The organism is Micromonospora sp. NPDC048868 (assembly GCF_043198195.1).
GTDB classification, from domain to species: Bacteria; Actinomycetota; Actinomycetes; order Mycobacteriales; family Micromonosporaceae; genus Micromonospora; species Micromonospora reichwaldensis.
The window spans coordinates 126467-145641 of record NZ_JBICUN010000003.1; the positions used below are offsets into that span (position 1 = coordinate 126467).

Annotated in this window: 17 protein-coding genes; 8 read left to right on the forward strand and 9 right to left on the reverse strand. The window is 73.8% G+C overall.

Translation table 11 applies throughout. The annotated features are described in order from the left end of the window. Window positions 1-405: 405 nt before the first annotated feature. From ACGFNF_RS05605 to ACGFNF_RS05635, 7 genes are read left to right on the forward strand one after another with little or no spacing between them, the layout of a single operon-like run. A complete protein-coding gene (locus ACGFNF_RS05605) occupies window positions 406-1458 on the forward strand; it encodes a LacI family DNA-binding transcriptional regulator (protein ID WP_357579050.1) in 1053 nt (350 codons plus the stop codon). A gap of 31 nt (window positions 1459-1489) precedes the next feature. Then, a complete protein-coding gene (locus ACGFNF_RS05610) occupies window positions 1490-3085 on the forward strand; it encodes an FAD-dependent oxidoreductase (protein ID WP_311411092.1) in 1596 nt (531 codons plus the stop codon). Window positions 3086-3108: 23 nt separating this feature from the next. Continuing rightward, a complete protein-coding gene (locus ACGFNF_RS05615) occupies window positions 3109-4392 on the forward strand; it encodes a sugar ABC transporter substrate-binding protein (protein ID WP_132239792.1) in 1284 nt (427 codons plus the stop codon). A gap of 12 nt (window positions 4393-4404) precedes the next feature. Then, a complete protein-coding gene (locus tag ACGFNF_RS05620; protein ID WP_311411094.1) occupies window positions 4405-5352 on the forward strand; it encodes a sugar ABC transporter permease in 948 nt (315 codons plus the stop codon). Next, window positions 5342-6184: a carbohydrate ABC transporter permease gene (locus tag ACGFNF_RS05625; RefSeq protein ID WP_132239790.1), complete on the forward strand. Its 843-nt coding sequence runs from the start codon at window positions 5342-5344 to the stop codon at window positions 6182-6184. Before ACGFNF_RS05620 ends, ACGFNF_RS05625 begins: the two co-directional genes overlap by 11 nt. After that, window positions 6181-7140: an ROK family protein gene (locus ACGFNF_RS05630; protein WP_393165991.1), complete on the forward strand. Its 960-nt coding sequence runs from the start codon at window positions 6181-6183 to the stop codon at window positions 7138-7140. The genes ACGFNF_RS05625 and ACGFNF_RS05630 overlap by 4 nt, the downstream gene beginning before the upstream one ends. Then, entirely contained in the window at window positions 7137-7832 is a 696-nt protein-coding gene (locus tag ACGFNF_RS05635) for an N-acetylmannosamine-6-phosphate 2-epimerase (RefSeq protein ID WP_393165993.1), read from the forward strand. The genes ACGFNF_RS05630 and ACGFNF_RS05635 overlap by 4 nt, the downstream gene beginning before the upstream one ends. On the opposite strand, the gene ACGFNF_RS05640 is transcribed toward ACGFNF_RS05635, so the two are convergent. Further along, window positions 7825-8886, reverse strand: coding sequence for a LacI family DNA-binding transcriptional regulator (locus ACGFNF_RS05640; RefSeq protein ID WP_393165995.1), 1062 nt, complete (start codon window positions 8884-8886; stop codon window positions 7825-7827). The genes ACGFNF_RS05635 and ACGFNF_RS05640 overlap by 8 nt on opposite strands. Before the next feature lie 344 nt (window positions 8887-9230). Here ACGFNF_RS05640 and ACGFNF_RS05645 point away from each other — a divergent pair, with 344 nt between their 5' ends. Further along, the gene (locus ACGFNF_RS05645; RefSeq protein WP_393165997.1) at window positions 9231-12170 is read left to right on the forward strand and encodes a glycosyl hydrolase family 28-related protein; all 2940 of its coding nucleotides are present in this window, start codon (window positions 9231-9233) and stop codon (window positions 12168-12170) included. A 3-nt stretch (window positions 12171-12173) separates the two neighbouring features. On the opposite strand, the gene ACGFNF_RS05650 is transcribed toward ACGFNF_RS05645, so the two are convergent. From ACGFNF_RS05650 to ACGFNF_RS05685, 8 genes are all read right to left on the reverse strand, one after another. After that, window positions 12174-13106: a diacylglycerol kinase family protein gene (locus ACGFNF_RS05650; RefSeq protein WP_357579045.1), complete on the reverse strand. Its 933-nt coding sequence runs from the start codon at window positions 13104-13106 to the stop codon at window positions 12174-12176. A 157-nt stretch (window positions 13107-13263) separates the two neighbouring features. Next, on the reverse strand, window positions 13264-14073 hold the full coding sequence (locus ACGFNF_RS05655) for a methyltransferase domain-containing protein (protein WP_393165999.1): 810 nt from the start codon (window positions 14071-14073) through the stop codon (window positions 13264-13266). A 30-nt stretch (window positions 14074-14103) separates the two neighbouring features. Beyond that, window positions 14104-14877, reverse strand: a complete 774-nt coding sequence (locus ACGFNF_RS05660; RefSeq protein WP_393166377.1) for an ABC transporter ATP-binding protein — start codon at window positions 14875-14877, stop codon at window positions 14104-14106. Beyond that, on the reverse strand, window positions 14877-15620 hold the full coding sequence (locus ACGFNF_RS05665; protein WP_393166001.1) for an ABC transporter ATP-binding protein: 744 nt from the start codon (window positions 15618-15620) through the stop codon (window positions 14877-14879). Before ACGFNF_RS05665 ends, ACGFNF_RS05660 begins: the two co-directional genes overlap by 1 nt. Then, window positions 15617-16633 (reverse strand): branched-chain amino acid ABC transporter permease, encoded by a 1017-nt coding sequence (locus ACGFNF_RS05670; protein WP_393166003.1) that lies wholly within the window; start codon window positions 16631-16633, stop codon window positions 15617-15619. The genes ACGFNF_RS05665 and ACGFNF_RS05670 overlap by 4 nt, the downstream gene beginning before the upstream one ends. Further along, a complete protein-coding gene (locus ACGFNF_RS05675) occupies window positions 16630-17523 on the reverse strand; it encodes a branched-chain amino acid ABC transporter permease (RefSeq protein WP_393166004.1) in 894 nt (297 codons plus the stop codon). Before ACGFNF_RS05675 ends, ACGFNF_RS05670 begins: the two co-directional genes overlap by 4 nt. Beyond that, window positions 17520-18713, reverse strand: a complete 1194-nt coding sequence (locus ACGFNF_RS05680) for an ABC transporter substrate-binding protein (protein ID WP_393166006.1) — start codon at window positions 18711-18713, stop codon at window positions 17520-17522. Before ACGFNF_RS05680 ends, ACGFNF_RS05675 begins: the two co-directional genes overlap by 4 nt. 46 nt (window positions 18714-18759) lie before the next feature. After that, on the reverse strand, window positions 18760-19164 hold the full coding sequence (locus ACGFNF_RS05685) for a roadblock/LC7 domain-containing protein (RefSeq protein ID WP_393166008.1): 405 nt from the start codon (window positions 19162-19164) through the stop codon (window positions 18760-18762). Window positions 19165-19175 lie beyond the last annotated feature (11 nt).

The window sequence follows — 19175 nt, forward strand, 5'->3', positions numbered from 1 at the left end:
AGGTGGGGACGGATACGCCGGTGACGACTGTGGACGCCGCGCAGCACGCCGCGGGGCGGCACGAAGTCACGCTGCGTGAGACGGTCGGCCACCGCGAGGGTGAGCAGGCCGCCCGGGTCAGGTGCTAATACGTATTACCATCAATCCTTCTCGAATGCTGCTCGACCCGGGCGGGTCTTGTCAAGGGGACGGCCGCCAGCCTCGGCCGGGCGGCCCACCGGCTCCGCCGGGAGCCAACCGGTCGCGACGGCGGGGCGGGCCGCCCGGAGCTAATCCGCATTACTCCAGGGACTTCATCTCCGAGAAATCTCTGCGTCCACCCCTTGACACAAACCCGGTCGGCCCGCCAGGCTCCTCCCCAACGCCGAGCGCTAATACGCATTAGCCGCACCGGAAGGACCTGTCGTGCCCTCTACACCCCGACGCGTCACGCAGCGTGACATCGCGCGGCTGGCTGGCGTCAGTCAGGCGACCGTGTCGCTGGTGCTCAACAACCGGGCCGACGCCGACATCCGCATCGCGCCCGAGACCCGCGACCGCGTGCTGCGGACCATCGCGGAGACCGGGTACGCCGCCGATCCCGTCGCCCGCCGGCTCGCCGCTCGGTTCAACCGGATCATCGGCGTCTTCACCTACGAACCTGCCTTCCCCAGCGGCAGCCGCGACTTCTTCCACCCCTTCCTGCTGGGCATCGAGGAGTACGCGGAACGGGCCGGCTGCGACCTGCTGCTGTTCACCAGCGCCCCGGTGGTCGACGGTCGGCGCCGTATCTTCCACCAGGACAACCGGCTCCGCCTCGCCGACGGCTGCATCCTGCTCGGGCAGGAGATCGACGCCGCGGAGCTGCACCGGCTCAACCGCGACGGCTTCCCGTACGTCGCCGTCGGCCGTCGCGACGACGCCGGCGGCCCGGTGCCGTACGTCGGTGCCGACTACGCGACGGCGGTGGGCGAGCTGGTCGCCCTGGCCCTCGCCCGCGGTCACCGGCGCCTGGCCTACCTGAACACGGACCTGACCGCGGAGTCCTCGGCGGACCGGCGGCGCGGGTTCGCCGCGGCCGCGACGGCCGCGGAGAGCGCCCGCCACCTGACGACCGTCGCCCGGGACGCCGAGGCCATCCTCGACGACCTGCTGGCCGACGGGACCACGGTGGCCTTCGTCGAAGACTTCGCCACCGCCGTGGCGCTGGCGCTGGCCAGCCGGCGGCGCGGCCTGGGCGTGCCCGGCGACCTGTCGATCCTGACCCTCGGCGACCCGACGGTCCCGGTCCCCACCGACCTCGCGTTCACCGGATTCCGCATCCCCCGCGAGGAGATGGGCCGGCAGTCGGTCGAGGTCCTCGCCAGCGTCATCGACGGCAGCGCCGTCGGCATCCAGCAACGGCTCCTGCCCTGCGAACTCGTCGAGGGCGACACCCTCGGCACCCCTGATCGGCGGTCCACCGCAGCTGAGCGGTGACCGTGCAACCGGAAGGAAGCAAGTGGTACAGATGCGTGCGGACGTCCTCGTCGTCGGGGGCGGGCTGGGCGGGGTGGCGGCGGCGCTCGCCGCGGCCCGGGCCGGCCGGTCGGTCATCCTGACCGAGGAGTTCGACTGGCTCGGCGGGCAGCTCACCAGCCAGGCCGTCCCGCCGGACGAGCACTCCTGGATCGAACAGTTCGGCGCCACCGCGAGCTACCGGGCCCTGCGCACCGGGATCCGCGACTACTACCGCCGGCACTACCCGCTCACCGAGCGGTCGCGGGCCTGGACCGACCTCAACCCGGGAGCCGGCTGGGTGAGCCGGGTCTGCCACGAGCCCCGGGTGGCCGTCGCCGTCATCGAGCAGATGCTGGCGCCCTTCCTCGGCTCCGGCCGGCTGACGGTGCTCCAGCCGTACCGGCCGGTCGCCGCGGAGACCGACGGGGACCGGGTGGTCGGGGTGACCGTCGCGCACCGCGACCGCGACGAGCGGATCGACCTCGTCGCGCCGTACATCCTGGACGCGACGGAGACCGGCGAGCTGCTGCCGCTGACCGGCACCGAGTACGTCACCGGCTTCGAGTCGCAGGCCGACACCGGCGAGCCCAGCGCGCCGGCCGAGGCGCAGCCGATGAACATGCAGGCCGTCTCCGTCTGCTTCGCGCTCGACCACGTCGACGGCGACCACACCATCGAGCGGCCGGCGAACTACGACTTCTGGCGCGACTACAAGCCCGACTTCTGGGGCGACCGGCTGCTGTCCTGGCGGTCGCCGCACCCGCGCACCCTGGAGATCGTCGAGCGCAGCTTCACGCCCAACCCGGACGACGACCCGCTGGCCGTCAACGCCGACCAGCGGCTCAACCCCGGCGACGGCAACCTCTGGACGTTCCGGCGCATCGCCGCCCGGCGCAACTTCACCGACGGCGCGTACGACAGCGACATCACGCTGGTGAACTGGCCGATGATCGACTACTTCGAGGGTCCGGTCATCGACGTGCCGAACGCGTCGTGGCACCTGAGCAAGGCCCGCGAGCTGTCGTACTCGGTGCTCTACTGGATGCAGACCGAGGCGCCCCGGCCGGACGGCGGGACCGGTTTCCCCGGCCTGCGCCTGCGCGGCGACGTGACCGGCAGCCGCGACGGCCTGGCGCAGGCACCCTACATCCGGGAGTCGCGCCGCATCCGGGCCGAGTACACGGTCGTCGAGCAGGACCTGTCGCTGGCCGTGCGCGGCGAGCACGGCGCGGTCGCCTACCCGGACTCGATCGGCGTCGGGATGTACCGCATCGACCTGCACCCCTCCACCGGCGGCGACAACTACATCGACGTCGGGTCGTGCCCGTTCGAGATCCCGTTGGGCGCGCTGATCCCGCAGCGGGTCGAGAACCTGCTCCCGGCCGGCAAGAACATCGGCACCACCCACATCACCAACGGCAGCTACCGGCTGCACCCGGTCGAGTGGAACGTCGGCGAGGTCGCCGGCCTGCTCGCCGACTTCTGTCTGGCCCGGGGCGAGTCCCCGCGCGCGGTCCGCGGCACCCCCCGCCTGCTGGCCGACTTCCAGGACCGCCTCTCGGCGGCCGGCGTGGAGATGCGCTGGCCCCAGGTCGCGGGCTACTGAACACCCCCGAAGAGGAGAAGATCATGAGATTGGGAAAGGCTGTGCGCGGTGTCGCGGCGACACTGGCCGGCGTCCTCGCGCTGTCCGCCTGCGGCGGCGGTGACGACGCCGCGGACAAGGGTCCCGCCAACCTGCGGATGACCGTCTGGTCGGCCAACGAGGCGCACCTCAAGCTGTTCAACGAGATCGCCGACGAGTACCGCAAGAGCCACCCGGACGTCGCGTCCATCAAGTTCGACCCGCTGCCGTTCGAGAACTACACCACGACGCTGACCACCCAGATCGCCGGCGGCAACGCGCCCGACCTGGCCTGGGTGTTCGAGAACTCGGCCCCCGACTTCGTCGCCTCCGGCGCGCTGCTGCCGCTGGACGAGAAGCTCAAGAAGACCGAGGGCTACCAGTACGACGACATCTCCCCCGCCACGCTCAAGCTCTGGCAGGACGGGGGCAAGCTGTACGCGTACCCGTTCTCGACCTCGCCGTTCGGCGTCTTCGTCAACACCGACATGCTCAAGAAGGCCGGGCAGAAGACCCCGGCCGAGCTGATCGCCGCCGGGCAGTGGAACTGGGACACCGCGCTGACCGTCGCCGGCGCCACCGCCGCGTCGAGCGGCAAGGCCGGCCTGGTGATCCGCGACTTCGACTACAAGGGCTGGGACAACCTGTCGACCCTCTGGACGGGTTGGGGCGCCCAGGCGTGGAGCGAGGACGGCAAGTCCTGCGGCTTCGCCGCCCCGGAGATGGTCGAGGCGATGACCACCCTGCACAAGGCGATCTTCACCGGCAAGGCGCTGCCCGGCCCGGGTACGACCGCCGACTTCTTCGCCGGTGACGCCGCCATGACGGTCACCCAGATCTCCCGCGCCTCGCTGCTGAAGCCGGACGGCTTCGGCTGGGACCTGGTGCCGCTGCCGGCCGGGCCGAAGGGCAACTACTCGGTGGTCGGCCAGGCCGGCGTCGGCGTGATGAAGAAGAGCAAGCACGCGGACGCGGCGGCGGACTTCCTCGCCTTCCTGACGAACCCCACCAACTCGGCCAAGCTGGCCCAGTTCTTCCCGCCGCCGCGCCAGTCGCAGCTCACCGCGGAGACGCTGGCCAAGACGAACCCGACGCTCAAGCCCGAGCAGTTGCAGAAGGTCGTCATCGACGGCATCACCAACGGCGTGGTCAAGCCCAGTCACGCCGGGCAGGCCGAGCTGAGCCAGCAGGTGCGCGCCGGGCTCGACCCGCTCTGGAAGGCCGACGCGGACGTCAAGGCCGTCCTCGAGGGTGTCTGCACCAAGATCCAGCCGTTGCTGGCGAAGTAGGGCAGCCTGACCATGTCCCAGACGGACACGACGGTGGGCGGGGTCGAGGCCCCGCCCACCCGGGACCGGTCGCGGCCGTACTGGACCAGCCGCCGCCGCGACCAGCTCACCGGTTACCTGTTCATCGCTCCCCAACTGCTCGGCAGCGTCGTCTTCGTGATCCTGCCGCTGATCCTGGTGGTCTGGTACAGCCTGCACGAGTGGAACGTGCTGGCAGGCACGTTCGAGTTCGTCGGCACCGAGAACTACGCGAACCTCGCCGACGACACGAACCTCGGCTCGGTGCTGCGGGCCACCGGCCTGTTCTCGGTCGGGCTGGTGGTGTTCAACCTCGGCCTGGCCCTGCTGCTCGCCGTACTGCTCAACCAGAAGCTGCGCGGAACGATCGTGTTCCGCACCCTGTTCTTCTCCCCCGTGGTCGTCTCGCTGGTCGCCTGGACCATCGTGTGGGGGTTCCTGCTGCAGGACAACGGCGGCGTGAACGGCCTGCTCGACACGGTCGGCGTGGACGGGCCGAACTGGCTGCGCGGTGAGGGCACCGCCATGTTCTCGGTCGTCGTGGTGCAGGTGTTCAAGAACGTCGGCCTGAACATGGTGCTCTTCCTGGCCGCGCTCCAGGGCGTGCCGGCCGAGCTGTACGAGGCCGCCGAGGTGGACGGGGCCAGCCGGCTGCGCCAGTTCTGGCGGATCACCGTACCGATGATCAGCCCGACCATCCTGCTCACGTCGATCATCACGGTGGTCGGCTCGTTGCAGGTGTTCGCGCAGATCGCGGTGCTCACCCAGGGCGGTCCCGGCACCTCGACCACGGTGCTCGTCTACTACCTGTACCAGCAGGCGTTCCAGTTCCACCACTTCGGTTACGGCGCCACCCTGTCGATCGTCCTGTTCGTCATCGTGCTCGCGCTCACCGTGCTCCAGTGGCAGATGCGTAAGAGGTGGGTCCACCATGAGTCGTGAGCTGTCGCGCCGGACCAAGCTGGTGCTCTACGGGGTGCTGATGGTCCTGGCGGTCCCGTTCGTCTTCCCGACCTGGTGGATGGTCACCTCGTCGCTGAAGCCGGTGGCGGACATCTTCGCCTTCCCGCCGAAACTGCTGCCGGTCGACGCGGAGCTGGACGCGTACCGGCGGGTGTTCGAGTTGCAGCCGTTCGGTCAGCAGTACCTGAACAGCCTCTACATCGCGCTGGTGGTCACCGTCGGCACCCTGGCGGTGGCGGCGCTGGCCGGGTACGCCTTCGCCCGGATCCGCTTCCGTGGCCAGAACGTGCTCTTCCTGGTGATCCTCGCCGGCCTGCTCATCCCGAGCGAGGTGACGATCGTGCCGCTGTTCCAGATGTTCTTCAAGCTGGGCCTGGTCGACACCCACTGGCCGCTGATCCTGGTGCCGATCCTCGGCGCGCCGAGCGTGCTGGCGACCTTCATCATGCGGCAGTTCTTCATCAGCCTCCCCGGCGAGTTGGAGGAGGCGGCCCGGGTGGACGGGCTGGGACGGTTCGCCACCTTCTGGAAGATCGCCCTGCCGCTGTCCCGGCCCGCGCTGGGCGCGGTCGCCATCTTCACCTTCCTGCACAGCTGGAACCTCTACCTGGAACCGATCGTGTTCCTCTCCTCGCCGGAGAAGTTCACCCTGCCGCAGGCGCTCACCCAGTTCGTCGACGCCTACGGCGGCCCGATGTGGAACGTCCAGCTCGCGGCGGCGTCGATGACCGCGCTGCCGGTCCTGGTGGTCTTCGTCATCGCGCAGAAGCAGTTCGTCGAGGGCCTGGCGCACACCGGGCTCAAGGGATGACGGTGCCGGCGGCCCTGGTGGGCCTCGACATCGGCGGCACCAAGACGGCGGCGGCGCTGGTCGGACCCGACGGGCAGGTGCTCGGGCGTCGCCTGGCGCCCACCCCTGCCGGGTCGGGGCCGGCGGCCGTGCTGGACACCGCCGCGGGGCTCGTCCGGGAGCTGCTCGATTCGGGCGGCGCCGGCCCGGTCGGCGTGGGCACCGCCGGCACGGTCGATCCGGGCACCGGCACCATCCGGTACGCCACCGACAGCCTGCCCGGCTGGGCCGGCACACCGGTCGCCGACGAGTTGGCCGGGCGGCTGGCCCGGCCGGTCCGGGTCACCAACGACGTGAACGCCGCCGCGCTCGGCGAGAGCTGGGTCGGCGCGGGCCGGGACCGGCGGGACCTGGTGCTGGTCGCGGTCGGCACGGGCCTGGGCGGCGCGATGCTCCAGCACGGCCGGATCTCCACCGGCGCCCGGGGCGGCGCCGGCGAGGTGGGACACCTCCCGGCTCCCGGCGCCGAGCGGCTGCGCTGCGGGTGCGGCCGGTACGGGCACCTGGAGGGCATCGCCTCGGGCACGGGACTGTCCGGCGCGTACGCCCTCGAGACCGGTGAGCGGATCACCGGGCGGGCCGTGGCCGAGCGGGCGGCGGCCGGTGAACCGATCGCCCGGGAGGTGGTGGACCGCGCCGCCACGGCCCTCGGCCGGGCGCTCGCGGGGCTGGTCGCCCTGCTCGATCCGCAGGCGGTGGTGCTCGCGGGCGGGGCGGCCGACGCCCTGTTCCCCGGCGCCCGCGCCGCCTTCACCGCCGAACTTCCCGCGGCCTGGGCGGACGTGTCCCTGCTCCCGGCGGCGCTCCGCGCGGACGCGGTCGTCGTGGGCGCCGCCCGGCTGGCGGGCCTCCCGGGCCCCGGCCGGCAGGCGGACGGCAGCTCCGCCGTGGTCACCGACGAGAGGACGAGAACGTGAGTGTGTTCGACGAGCTGGCCGGCGGCCTCGTGGTCTCCTGCCAGCCGGTGCTCGACGATCCCGACGACCCGATGCGCGACCCGTACGTGCAGGCCCGGGTGGCCGCGGCGGTGGTACGGGGCGGCGCGGTCGCCGTCCGGGCCAACGGCACCGCCGACGTCCGGGCCATCCGCGCCGCCGTCGACGTGCCGGTCATCGGGCTGCACAAGCAGGGCGTCGAAGGGGTCTTCATCACCCCGACGGCGGCGCACGCGCTCGACGTGGCCGCGGCCGGGGCGCACATCGTCGCCGTCGACGCCACCGACCGGCCCCGTCCGGACGGGCGCAGCTTCGCCGACACGGTCCGGGCGGTCCGGGAGCGGACCGACGCGCTGGTCCTCGCCGACGTCTCCACCGTCGAGGAGGGTGTGGCCGCCGTGCGGGCCGGTGCGGACGCCGTCGCGACCACCCTCTCCGGCTACACCCCGGCCAGCCCGCCGACCGACGGGCCGGACCTGACGCTGGTGGCCCGGCTCGCCGACCTGCTGACGGTGCCGGTGATCGCCGAGGGTCGCTACCGCAGCGCCGAGCAGATCGGGCAGGCGTTCGCGGCGGGCGCCCACTCGGTGGTGATGGGCAACGCGGTCACCTCGCCGCTGTGGCTCACCCGTCGCCTGGTGCCGGCCACCCCGGCGGGCGCCCGACTCACCTGACGGCGCGGGGGCGGGTGCGCCGCGGCGCCGCGGCGGTGGTCCCGGGCACGACGGCGCAGGGCAGGCTGCGTTGCAGGGCGTCGGCGCTCGGCGCGGGACCGACCAGCTGTTCGAAGAGCAGTCGCACCGCCCCCGCGCCCATCTGCTCGCGGGGGATCCGGAAACCGGTCCAGTCGATGTCACCGGGACTGCCGTCCTCGGCGTCGCCGAGCTGGGCCAGCGACAGGTCCCCGGGGACGGACATCCCCCGGGCCAGCGCCGCCGCCCGGATCCGCGGGGCCAACCCGGACGGCCAGACGACCGCCGCGGTGAGGCCGTTGTCGTCGAGCAGGTCGAGTGCCTCGCCGCCGGTCAACCCGGCGCCGTCCAGCACGACCGGGCGGCTGCGGGCGGCGCGTACCGCCTGCTGGTAGCCCTGGGCGCGGTCGGCCGACGGCTCGTCCCGGCGGAGGTCGCCGAGGAAGCCGACCCGTTCGTGGCCGAGGGCGAAGAGCCGCTCGACCACCTCGCGGGTGGCGGTCACGTAGTCGGCTCCGACGTACGGCACGATGCCGGCGTCGGACTCCCGTCGACCGATGAAGGCGAACGGGAAGTCGCGGCCGAGCAGGTCCGCCAGGTCACGCTTGTCGTCGTGGCGTCCGAGCAGGACGCAGCCGTCGGCGACGCCGAGCCGGCGGGAACCGTCGCCGAGCAGGCGCCGTCCCTGCCGGGACGGGGTGCTGGTGAAGAAGAGCAGGTCGCAGTCGAGCTCCTCGGCCTGCGCCTCGACCCCCACCAGGAACGGGTGGTAGAAGTCCCGGCTGTCGCGCGGGAAGACCGGCTCGTAGGTGAAGACGCCGATGATCCGGGTGCGTCCCCCGGCCAGGCGTTGGGCGGCCGGGTTCGCGACGTACCCGGTCATCCGGATGGCGTCGAGCACGCGTTGACGGGTCTGCTCACCGACGCGTCGGCGACCCGTGTCGCCCTCCTTGAGGATCAGTGACACGGTCGCCTGGCTGACCCCGGCGAGCCGGGCGACGTCGGCCTGGGTGGCCCGTCCGTTGGTGCCTGGCATCGTTGTCACCTCCGTGTCCCGGCCGCTCGCCGGGGGCCCGCTCCCGCGCCGTCGCCCCGGCTGGTCATGCGCATGACCACACGATCGCACACGGCGACGTCCCGGGAGCGGGCTGCCGTGAATGATCAGCCCACCGGCCGCCGCAAGTCAATGTTACGCGGGGGTTTCATATTCTGGCGGCCCGACCCTTGACAGCTCGGGCCTGCGGAAACATTCTGGTTATGCGCATGACCACATGGTCGCCGACCGGTCCCGACAGGGGCAGGAAAGGCGTACCGATGATCCAAGCTCCACCCCGGCGGGCAGCCGGCCGCCGACCCCCAGCGGGCCGGGCACGGGTCGGCATGCTGGCCGGTTCCCTCCTCCTGGCCGCCACGGCCGTGGCGCCGGCGGTCGCCGCCCCGCCGGCGGCAGCCCTCACCCCACCGACCGCTTCGACCTCCGTCTACCGGAGCATGCCGACCGACCCGACCGCCGTCGTCCTCGGCAGCGCACAGTTCCCGGTGCACGGCGACGGCGTCGGCGACGACACCGCCTCGGTGCAGGCCGCCATCGACGAGGCCTCCCGCCGGGGCGGCGAGAACTGGCTGGGCAGCATCGTCGGCGGGGCACGCAACGTCACCGTCGGCGACGGCGGCGGCGTGGTCTTCGTGCCGCAAGGGCGTTACCGCCTCTCCCGGCAGGTGGACCTGCACGCCTCGGTACGCCTGATCGGGTTCGGCGCCGCGCGGCCCGAGTTCGTCCTCGGCGAGTCCACCCCCGGCTTCCAGGACGGCAACCAGTCCTTCCTCTTCGCCGCGCTGCGCCGGCCCTTCCAGCCCGGCGCGGCCCGCAGCTTCGGCAACAACGACACCTTCGGCACCGGCCTGGTCAACCTGGACATCCGGATCGGCCCCGGCAACCCCGCCGCGGTGGCCGTACGCTTCAGCGGCGCCCAGATGTTCGTCCTCCAGGACCTCGACATCCACGTGGGTACGGGATACGCCGGGATCGACCACAACGCCAACCTGATCCAACGGGTCAACGTGTACGGCGGCACGGTCGGCATGCTGGCCTTCGCCGCCTCGCCCGGCTGGCAGACCACGCTGCTGGACACCACCTTCACCGGTCAACGCGAGGCGGCCGTCAAGCTGCACACGGACAGCAAGCTGAGCCTGATCCGCAACCGCTTCGCCGACTCGCCGGCCGGCATCGTCGCCACCGGCAACCAGACCCAGCGCCTCTACGTGCAGGACTCGGTCTTCGAGAACATCAGCGGGGCGGCGATCACCCTCAACGACAGCGAATCCGTCGCGGGCGGCAGCGAGCCGGAACTCGTCCGCGCCCAGAACCAGCTCAACGTGGTCGACACCGGGGTCACCGGCACCGGTGCGCTGCTGACCACCGTGCCCAGCGGACGCACCTGGGTCGGCCCCGGCCCGTCGTACCTGGTGCGCGACGCCACGCTCGGACTCCGGGTCGACGACGCGCTCGGCGACACCGAACGGCGTACCGACGGCGTCCTGGTCTCCGCGACACCGGCCGCGCCGCCGAGCTTCGCCCGGCTGCTGCGCACCGACGCGCCCCTGCCACCGGCCACCGGCGGCTGGGTCAACGTGGTCGAGTACGCCGCCGCCAGGGGCGTCACGGTCGGCAGCGGCACCAGCGACGACCACGCCATCTTCCAGCGGGCCCTCGACGAGCACGACACCGTCTACGTGCCGATGGGGCAGTACCTGATCGGGAACACCCTGCGGCTGCGGCCACAGAACAACCTGATCGGCCTGCACCCCCGCCAGACCTGGCTGAAGCTGCCGGAGAGCGCCGCCGGATTCACCGACCCGCAGCGGCCCAAGGCGATGATCCAGACCCCGCTCGGCGGGCGGAACCAGGTCACCGGCCTCGGCCTGGACTCCGCGCAGCAGACCGCGGGCTCGGTGCACGTGCACTGGCGCTCCGGTGAGCGCAGCTACCTCGCCGACATCGCCACCCAGTTCGTGAAGTGGCACCCGGAGCAGACCGCGCCCGGCGACCCCGGCGCCGGTGATCCCGGCTACCAGTACCGGGGCCGGCACAAGTACAGCTTCTGGGTGCAGGGCGGCGGCGGGACCTTCGCCAACATCTGGAGCGTCGCCGGCTGGGCCGACAACGGGTTCCTCGTCGAGGACACCTCGGTGCGCGGCCGGATGTACGAGGTCTCCGTCGAGCACCACGAGCACCGCGAGGTCGTGCTGCGCCGCGTCCGCAACTGGCAGCTGCACGCGCTGCAGACCGAGGACCACATCTACGGCTGGCGGTCCCAGGCCGTCGAGCTGGACGACGTGCACGACGTCCTGTTCGGCAACACGGTCTTCTTCCGGGTGGCCACCGTGCAGGGCCCGTACCCGTACGCGGTGGGACTGCGCGACAGCAGCGGCATCGTGATCCGGGGCACCCGGGGCTACCGGCCGGACAACGTGGCAAACACCCGGTGGGGCGCCACCGTCGCCGACGTGACGACCGGCCGGACGGTGCCCGAGATCGAGGTGGCGTACCTGGGGGTCGGGGTGACCGGCAGGAAGGCCGACCCGGCCGGCGCCCACGTCGCGCTGGACACGCCGGAGATCCGGGTGCTGCCCGGCCGGGCCGGGAGCGCCGTGCTGCGGGTACGCAACGACGGCCCCGGCCCGGTCACCGCCCTGACGGTCGCCGCCGACGCGCCGCCCGGCTGGCAGGTGCGGGCGCGGCCGGAGACCACCCGGCTGCCCGCGGGCGCCACCACGCCGGTCGCGGTGAGCGTGCAGGTCCCCGCCGACGCGGTGACCGACGGCACGGTCCGGTTGACCGTCGCGTTCACCCGGGGCAACCACCGGCAGGAGGTCACGCAGACCCTGCGGGTGGGCGTGGCCGGGGAGAACCTCGCCCGGGGCGCCGCGGTGCAGGCGAGTTCGGTGCTCTCCAGCAACGTCGCCGCCAACGCGGTGGACGGTGACCGGACGGGCGCCCGCTGGATCTCCGGCTCGGCCGACCCGGCACCCACGCTCACCCTGGATCTCGGTGGGCCGGCGGAGCTCCAGCGGCTCGACCTCTACAGCGGGGTGGCCGGCTCGGAGAGCCTGCGGGTGCGGGCGTTCCGGGTGGAGGCCCTGGTCGACGGGGCCTGGACGACCATCGGTTCGGCCGGGGCGAACACCGCCAGCCCGGCCCGGGTCGACCTCGCCGGCGCGCCGACCGGGATCCGGCAGGTCCGGCTCGTGTTCACCGAGCCCAGCCCGACCGACGGGCTGGCCCGGGTCTTCGAGGTGGAGATCCACGGCCTCCGCTGACGCTCAGGGAACGGGCCCGGGGCAGCAGACCGTCAGCGCCCCGGGCACCACCCGCACCTTGAGCTTCGTGACCTCTCCCCGGGCGCCGCCGTCCAGCTCGTACGTGCGGGGCGCGGCGAGCCGGACCTTGATCCTGCGGCCCCGGGTGATCCGCACGAACGGCGACTCCTCCGAGCGGCCGGCGGCCATCCGGCCGAGGGTGCGTGCCCAGTCCACCGCGCCGTCGGCGGTCGACACGCCGACCTCCAGGCAGCCGTCGTCGGGGCGGGCGTCGTCGAACGCCGGGATGCCGCCGGTGATCGTGCCGACGTTGCCGAACAGCACGCAGCTCGCGTCGCCGTCGAACCACTCCGTGCCGTCGACGGTGATCCGCGTGCCGACCAGTTCGCCCCGGACGTGCCGCAGCCCCGTCCACATGTAGGCGAGGCGACCGAGCTTGCCCTTCAGCGTGCGGTCCGCCTCGCGGATCAGGTCGCCGTCGAAGCCGGCACCGGCCATCACGGCGAAGTGCTCGCCGTTGAGCCGGCCCAGGTCGAGACAGCGGCGCCGGCCGTGCAGGCCGATGCGCACGGCCTCGGGGAGGTCCTCCGGCACGCCCAGGTTGGCGGCGAAGAGGTTGGCGGTGCCGGCGGGCAGGATCGCCATCGGGACGCCGGAGCCGGCGAGGGTGTCGGCGCAGCGCTGCACCATGCCGTCGCCGCCCCACACGAAGACCAGCTCGGCGCCCTTCTTCAGCGCCTTGCGGACCTTCTTCGGCGCCTTGCGGCTCTTCGGCACCTCGTACCAGACGAGGTCCTCGACGCCCGCGCCCGCCAGCTCCGCGCGCAGCTCGTCGAGGCCGCCACCGAGGGTCTTCTTCCGGTGGGCGACGACCGCGACCGTGCCCACCCGGACGGCGGTCGCCGGCTCGTCGCCGACCGTGCTGCTCGTGCCCATGACCGCCGTGGTACCCGGCCGGCACGGTTTCCACGCCCGGCCGCGGGGGGGGCGGGCCCCCCCCGGGCGGGGGGGCGGCGGGGGGGGGCGGCCCCGGGGGGGGCCCCCCCCCCCCCGCCCCGCCGGCGCGGCGGCGGTACGGGCGAGGGGAACCGCCTCACCGCCGCGCCGGACGCCGCCCCCGGGTCGACACGAACTGGTAGGACATCACGACGAACCCGGGGTCGCGCAGCAGCCGACGGAACGCCTCCAGCTGGCCGGGCGACACCCCCGCCTCGATCAGCTCCGGCGCCAACTGCCGGGAGTTCGTCTCGTACAGCGACGCGCCGAGCGAGCCACCGGGCCAGCTCTCGGAGTGGGTGACCGTGTCGACCTCGATGAGTCCCGCCGACGCGAGGTGGGCGTGCACGTCCTGCGCCCAGGCCAGGTCCGCGCCGTGGCTCTGCAGGACGCCGAGCATCGCGTCCGTCACGTGGGTGAAGAGCTTCGCCGCGTCGTCGCTCGGCGCGGTCAGCACGCGCAGCGGGGCCGTGCAGTCGAACTCCTCGACCACCAGCCATCCGCCTGGGGCCAGCGCGCCGGCCAGCGAGGCCAGCACGCGCCGCCGCTCCGGCAGGTGGAGCAGCACCAGCCGGGCGTGGATGAGGTCGAAGGCGTCGCCGGGCGGTGGCTCGCTGCGCACGTCGTGCCGCCGGACGTCGAGGTTGCCCGCGGCGGCGAGGTGGGCGACGTCGATGTCGGTCGCCAGCACGCGCCCCGCCGGGCCGACCGCCCCGGCCATGCTCCGGGCGACCGAGCCCCCGCCGGCGCCGACCTCCCAGCACACGCCGCCCGGGGCGAGCACCGGGGCGCCGATCCGGGCCGCGGTGATCGGGTCCAGGAAGGACTCCAGCGCCCGTAGCTGGGGCACCGCCTCCGGGGAACCGTTGTCGAAGGTGTACTCGGTGTCACGGATGTCTGTCGGCATCGTCGCTCGTTCCTGTCGAAGGCGGTCGGGTCAGGTGCGCGGGACCGGCCCGGCACCGGGCACCGGTCGGGGAGCCGGCAGCTCCGCGACGGCGGCGACGCTGAGCATCGCCGCCAGGCGGCCCGGCTCGGCCCGGGCAGCGTCCGCCGGGCGGTCGTAGACCACCCGGCCGTACTCGAGCACCGCGATCCGGTCCGCGATCTCGACGGCGTGCTGGAGCTGCTGCTCGACGAGGAGCACGGCCAGCCCGGTCCTGGCCAGGGTGCCGACGAGGTCGCGTACCCGGGCGGCCAGGCCGGGCGCCAGCCCTTCGCACGGCTCGTCCAGCAGCAGCACCCGGGGCTGGCCGAGCAGGGCCCGGGCGATCGCCAGCATCTGCTGCTCGCCGCCGGAGAGCTGGTCGCCGCGATGGCGCAGCCGGGCCGCCAGCCGGGGCAGCAGCTCCAGGACCCGCGCGACGGTCCACCCCTCGCCCCCCGGCGTCGCGGCGCGCCACGGCACCGCCGCCAGGGCGAGGTGCTCGGCCACGGTCAACCGGGAGAAGACCCGCCGCCCCTGCGGGACGAGGCCCACCCCGCACCGGGCGATCCGGTGCGGCTGCCGGCCGGCGACCGGCACGCCGTCGACCTCGATCCGCCCCCCGCTGGGCCGCACCAGCCCGGCGACGGCGTGCACGAGGGTGCTCTTGCCGGCGCCGTTGCGGCCCACCACCGCCTGCACGGCGCCGGCCGCCACGTCGAGGGTGACCTCGTGCAGCACGATCCCGCCGGCGTAGCCGGCGCAGAGCCGCTCCGTCCGCAGCATCACGACACCCCCTCTGCGTAGGCCTGCCGGACCGGGCCGGAGGCGCGGATCTCGGCCGGCGTCCCGGTGGCGACCGTCCGGCCGTCCCCGAGCACGGTCACCTGGTCGCAGAGCGCGTACACCAGGTCCAGCCGGTGCTCGACAAGCAGCACCGCGACGGCGCGCGGCAGGGCCCGCAGGAACTCCACCAGCCGACCGACCTCGACGGCGGACAGCCCGGCGGCCGGCTCGTCGAGCAGCAGCAGCCGGGGGCGACCGGCCAGGGCCATGGCGATCTCGAGTTGCCGCCGCTGCCCGTGGGCGAGCTGACCGGCGGGAGTGGCGCCGACGTCGTGCAGGCCCAGCCGTTCCAGCCACGCACCCGCCGTACGCTCGGCGGCGCACCGCCGCGCGCCGGGCCGCCACCGGCCGGGCCGCACCGCGTGGGGCAGTGCGGCGACCAGCAGGTTCTCGGCGGCGGTCAGGCTCGACCACACGGCGGGCCGCTGGTGGATCCGGCCGATGCCCCGCCGGGCCCGGGCGGCGGGGCCGAGCCGGGTGACGTCGCGGCCGGCGAGGAGCACCCGGCCGCCGCCCGCCGGGGTCGCCCCGCCGAGCACGTCGAGCAGTGTGCTCTTGCCGGCGCCGTTGGGCCCGATCAGGGCGTGCCGCTGGCCGTGGTCGATCCGCAGGTCGACCCCGGCCAGCGCGGCCAGCGAGCCGTAGCGGACCGTGACGCCCCGGGCGGACAGCAGCGGCGTCATGCGCGTGCCCCCGTCGGCGCCGGCCGTTCCTCGGCCGCCGCGGGGCCCGCCGGCAGTCCCGGCAGGAGCCGGCCCCGCACGCCCGCCGGCCGGCGCCCGTCGCCGGGCAGCAGGTGGACGGTGACGACGAACGCCACCCCCAGCACCAGGGGCGCGTGCCCGGGGAGCACGCCGAACAGCCAGTCCCGGCCGGCGATCACGATCGCGGCGCCGACCAGGGCGCCGCCCACGGACGCGACGCCGCCGACCACCACCCCGAGCAGCAGCAGGGCGGACGTGTCGAAGCCGAAGTCGGCCGGCGAGATGAACTGCTGGGCGACCACCAGCAGGGAGCCCGCGGCGCCCGCGACCGCCCCCGCGGCCACGTGCACGGCCGCCACGTGGGCCGCCACCCGGTGGCCGCTGGCCCGCAGCCGCGCCTCGTCGTCCCGGCCGGCCCGCAGCAGCAGGCCGGCCCGGGTGCGCAGGACCAGCAGCACCGCGCCGACCAGCACGGCGACGACCACCAGGGCGTAGAGGTAACGCGCCCGGTCGGTGGCCAGCACCGGCAGCCCCCACAGGGGACGCACCGGCGGGACCCCGGCGAGCCCGTCGGTGCCGCCGGTCACCGACCGCCAGCGCCCGACGACGGTCACCACGAGCTCGCCGATCGCCAGGGTGATCATCAGGACGATCACGCCGCGCGCGTACACCACCAGCGGGACGGTCGCCGCGGCCAGCGCCGCCCCGGCCGTCGCGGCGACGACCAGGTGCACCACCGCCACGTCGGAGAGCCGGCTGCCGACCACCGCGCTGGCGTACGCGCCCGCCGCGTACGGTGCGGTCTGCCCCAGGGTGGGCAGCCCCGCGACGCCGGTGAGCAGGGCGACGCTCACCCCCACCAGGCCCAGCGCGAGGGTACGGGCAAGCAGCGCCACGGTGTAGTCGTCGACCGCCCACGGTGCCAGTACCAGGCCGGCGAGGACGAGCACGGCGACACCGCGCCGCAGCGCGCGTACCGCCTCGTCCCTCACGACGTCCTCCGGCTCGTGGCCAGGCCGCGTGCCCGCACCGCGAGGACGGCGGCCATGGCGGCGAAGAGCAGGAACGGGGCGGCCGACGGGGCGAGCGCCACCCCGAGGGTCTGGATCTGCCCGACCGCCAGGGCCGCGAGCAGCGTGCCGGTCATCGACCCGAGCCCGCCGAGGACGACGACCACCAGCGACAGCAGCAGCACCGCGTCGGCGGTGTCCGGCCCGGGACCGATGATCGGCGCGCCGAGCACGCCCGCGGCACCGGCCAGCGCCCCGGCGGCGGCGAGCACGCCGACGCGGATCCATGCCGGGTTCACGCCGAGGACGGCGACCATCTCGGCGTCGTCGACGGCCGCGCGGACCAGCATCCCGGCCCGGGTGCGGCGCACCGCGAGGTGGAGCAGGCCGGCGAGCACGGCGGCGACGACGATGAAGACCAGGCGGTAGGCCGCGTAGCGGTGCCCGGCCACGACCACCGACCCGTCCAGCGCTGCCGGCACCCGTACCGGCGGGTCGTCCGGCCCGAACGCGCCCGCGAGGAGGCTACCCCCGGCCAGCGCCACCCCGAAGGTGAGCAGCGCCTGGGTGAGATGGCTGCGCGCGGCGACGCGGGTGAGCAGGCCGGCGACCAGCGCGCCGGCGGCGGTGGCGGCGACGGTCCCGACGGCCAGCGCCAGCACCAGGCTCGGCCAGCCGCCGTCCAGCAGCGCGGCGGCGGTGTACCCGCCGATCGCGTACAGGGTGCCGTGCGCCAGGTTCAGGATGCCGGCGACGCCGAAGCAGAGCACCAGCCCCGCCGCGGCGACGAAGACCAGCAGCCCGTAGGCCACCCCGTCCAGGGCCGGGACCAGGTACGGGTCGATCCGGATGTCGACCGCCACGCCGGTCACCCGCCGACGGTGGCGAGGTCACCCACGACGGTGTTGGACAGCGCCCGGCCGTCCTGGCGCACCTGGCGCAGGTACCACTTCTGCACCGGCGCGTGCGTGCTCGGCGAGAACTGCCAGGTGCCGCGCGGGCTGGCGATCTGGCCCAGCTGGCCGATGGCCGCGTTGATGCTCTCCGGGCTCGGGTCGTCCCCGGCCGCCTCGATGGCCCGGTCCAGGACGGCCGCGGCGTCGTAGGAGGCCATGGCGTACGTGGTCGGGGAGCCGTCGTTCTTCGCCTTCCAGGCGGCCACGAAGGCGCGGTTCTCGGCGTTGTCCAGGTCCGGCGAGTAGTTCAGCACCGAGTAGACGTCGCGGGCGGCGTCGCCCTGGGCGTCGAGCACCCCGCCCTCGGTGAGGAACCCGGCGGCGTAGAGCGGCAGGTCGCTGATCTCCGACTGCGCGTACTGCTTGACGAAGTCGACGGCCGCGCTGCCGGCGTAGAACGTGTAGACGGCGTCCGCGCCGGAGGCCTTGATCCGGGCGAAGTACGGGGTGAAGTTGGTGGTCGTCGGGAACGGGGTGAATGTGGTCTTGCCGTCGGCGTTGGCGAGCCTGCCGCCCTCCTTGACGAAGGCGTCGGTGAAGCCGCGCAGCTCGTCCCAGCCGCCCTGGTAGTCGGGGCCGATGGCGTAGACGCTGCCGTCGACGTTGTCGCGCACGTGGCGGGCGATGGCCTCCCCCGGCTCGTCGGAGAGGTACGAGGTGTGCCAGATCCGGGACACGTCCTTGAGTTCCGGGCGACCGTTCGAGCCGACGAACGGCACCTTCGTCTCGTTGAGCAACGGATAGACGGCGGCCACCGAGCCGCCGCCGACGATCCCGGTGAGCGCGGCCACCCGGTCCTGCTTGAGCAGTTTCGTCGCGGCGGGCACCGCGGTCGCGGCGCCGTTGCCCTCGTCGGCGACGACGAGTTCCACCTGTCGCCCGCCGAGCCTGCCGTCGTGGGTGGCCAGGTAGAGCTCGAAGCCGGCGCGGATCTCCTTGCCGACCGCCTGGTAGGTGCCGGACAGCGACGCCAGCAGGCCGATCTTGATCGATCCGGCGGCGCCGGCGCTCCGCCCGCCGTCGGCACAGGCGGTCGCGGCGAACAGGACGAGGGCGAGCAGGGCCGCGGTGCGGGCACGGCTGCGCCGGGGGATGGTCAGCGACATGTCTTCTCCAGGAGGGATGGGGGTTCCGGCGTGGGGTGCCGGGGTGTCAGCGGCTGCGGCTCAGTGCCGCCCGCGCCGCCGGGGTCAGGGCGTCGCCGATGCGGTTCGCCAGCTCGGTCATCTCGTAGGAGACCTTGCCGACGTCGCACTGCGGGTCGGCGAGCACGAGCAGGGACGCGCCGTCGTTGAAGGCCATCGAGAACATGAAGCCGCCCTCGAGCTGGGTCACGTTGGAGATCACCGCGCCGGCGTCGAAGAAGGCCGCCGCGCCGCGGAGCAGGCTCACCAGCCCGCTGCCGGTCGCCGCGAGCTGGTCCGCCCGGTCCGGCGGGAGGCCCCTCGTGGCGGCCACCATCAGGCCGTCGCTGGAGATCCCGATCGCATGGCTGACCTCGGTGGCGCGCTCGGCGAAGGCGTCCAGCAGCCAGCCGAGATCCTGTTGGTCGGTCACGTGCTCTCCCT

Bases quoted from the DNA above. Each gene is read 5' to 3' on its own strand.
- ACGFNF_RS05610 (WP_311411092.1), top strand. From the start codon at position 1,490: ATGCGTGCGGACGTCCTCGTCGTCGGGGGCGGGCTGGGCGGGGTGGCG.
- ACGFNF_RS05615 (WP_132239792.1), top strand. From the start codon at position 3,109: ATGAGATTGGGAAAGGCTGTGCGCGGTGTCGCGGCGACACTGGCCGGC.
- ACGFNF_RS05620 (WP_311411094.1), top strand. From the start codon at position 4,405: ATGTCCCAGACGGACACGACGGTGGGCGGGGTCGAGGCCCCGCCCACC.
- ACGFNF_RS05625 (WP_132239790.1), top strand. From the start codon at position 5,342: ATGAGTCGTGAGCTGTCGCGCCGGACCAAGCTGGTGCTCTACGGGGTG.
- ACGFNF_RS05630 (WP_393165991.1), top strand. From the start codon at position 6,181: ATGACGGTGCCGGCGGCCCTGGTGGGCCTCGACATCGGCGGCACCAAG.
- ACGFNF_RS05640 (WP_393165995.1), bottom strand. From the start codon at position 8,886: ATGCCAGGCACCAACGGACGGGCCACCCAGGCCGACGTCGCCCGGCTC.
- ACGFNF_RS05645 (WP_393165997.1), top strand. From the start codon at position 9,231: ATGCTGGCCGGTTCCCTCCTCCTGGCCGCCACGGCCGTGGCGCCGGCG.
- ACGFNF_RS05650 (WP_357579045.1), bottom strand. From the start codon at position 13,106: ATGGGCACGAGCAGCACGGTCGGCGACGAGCCGGCGACCGCCGTCCGG.
- ACGFNF_RS05655 (WP_393165999.1), bottom strand. From the start codon at position 14,073: ATGCCGACAGACATCCGTGACACCGAGTACACCTTCGACAACGGTTCC.
- ACGFNF_RS05660 (WP_393166377.1), bottom strand. From the start codon at position 14,877: ATGCTGCGGACGGAGCGGCTCTGCGCCGGCTACGCCGGCGGGATCGTG.
- ACGFNF_RS05665 (WP_393166001.1), bottom strand. From the start codon at position 15,620: ATGACGCCGCTGCTGTCCGCCCGGGGCGTCACGGTCCGCTACGGCTCG.
- ACGFNF_RS05680 (WP_393166006.1), bottom strand. From the start codon at position 18,713: ATGTCGCTGACCATCCCCCGGCGCAGCCGTGCCCGCACCGCGGCCCTG.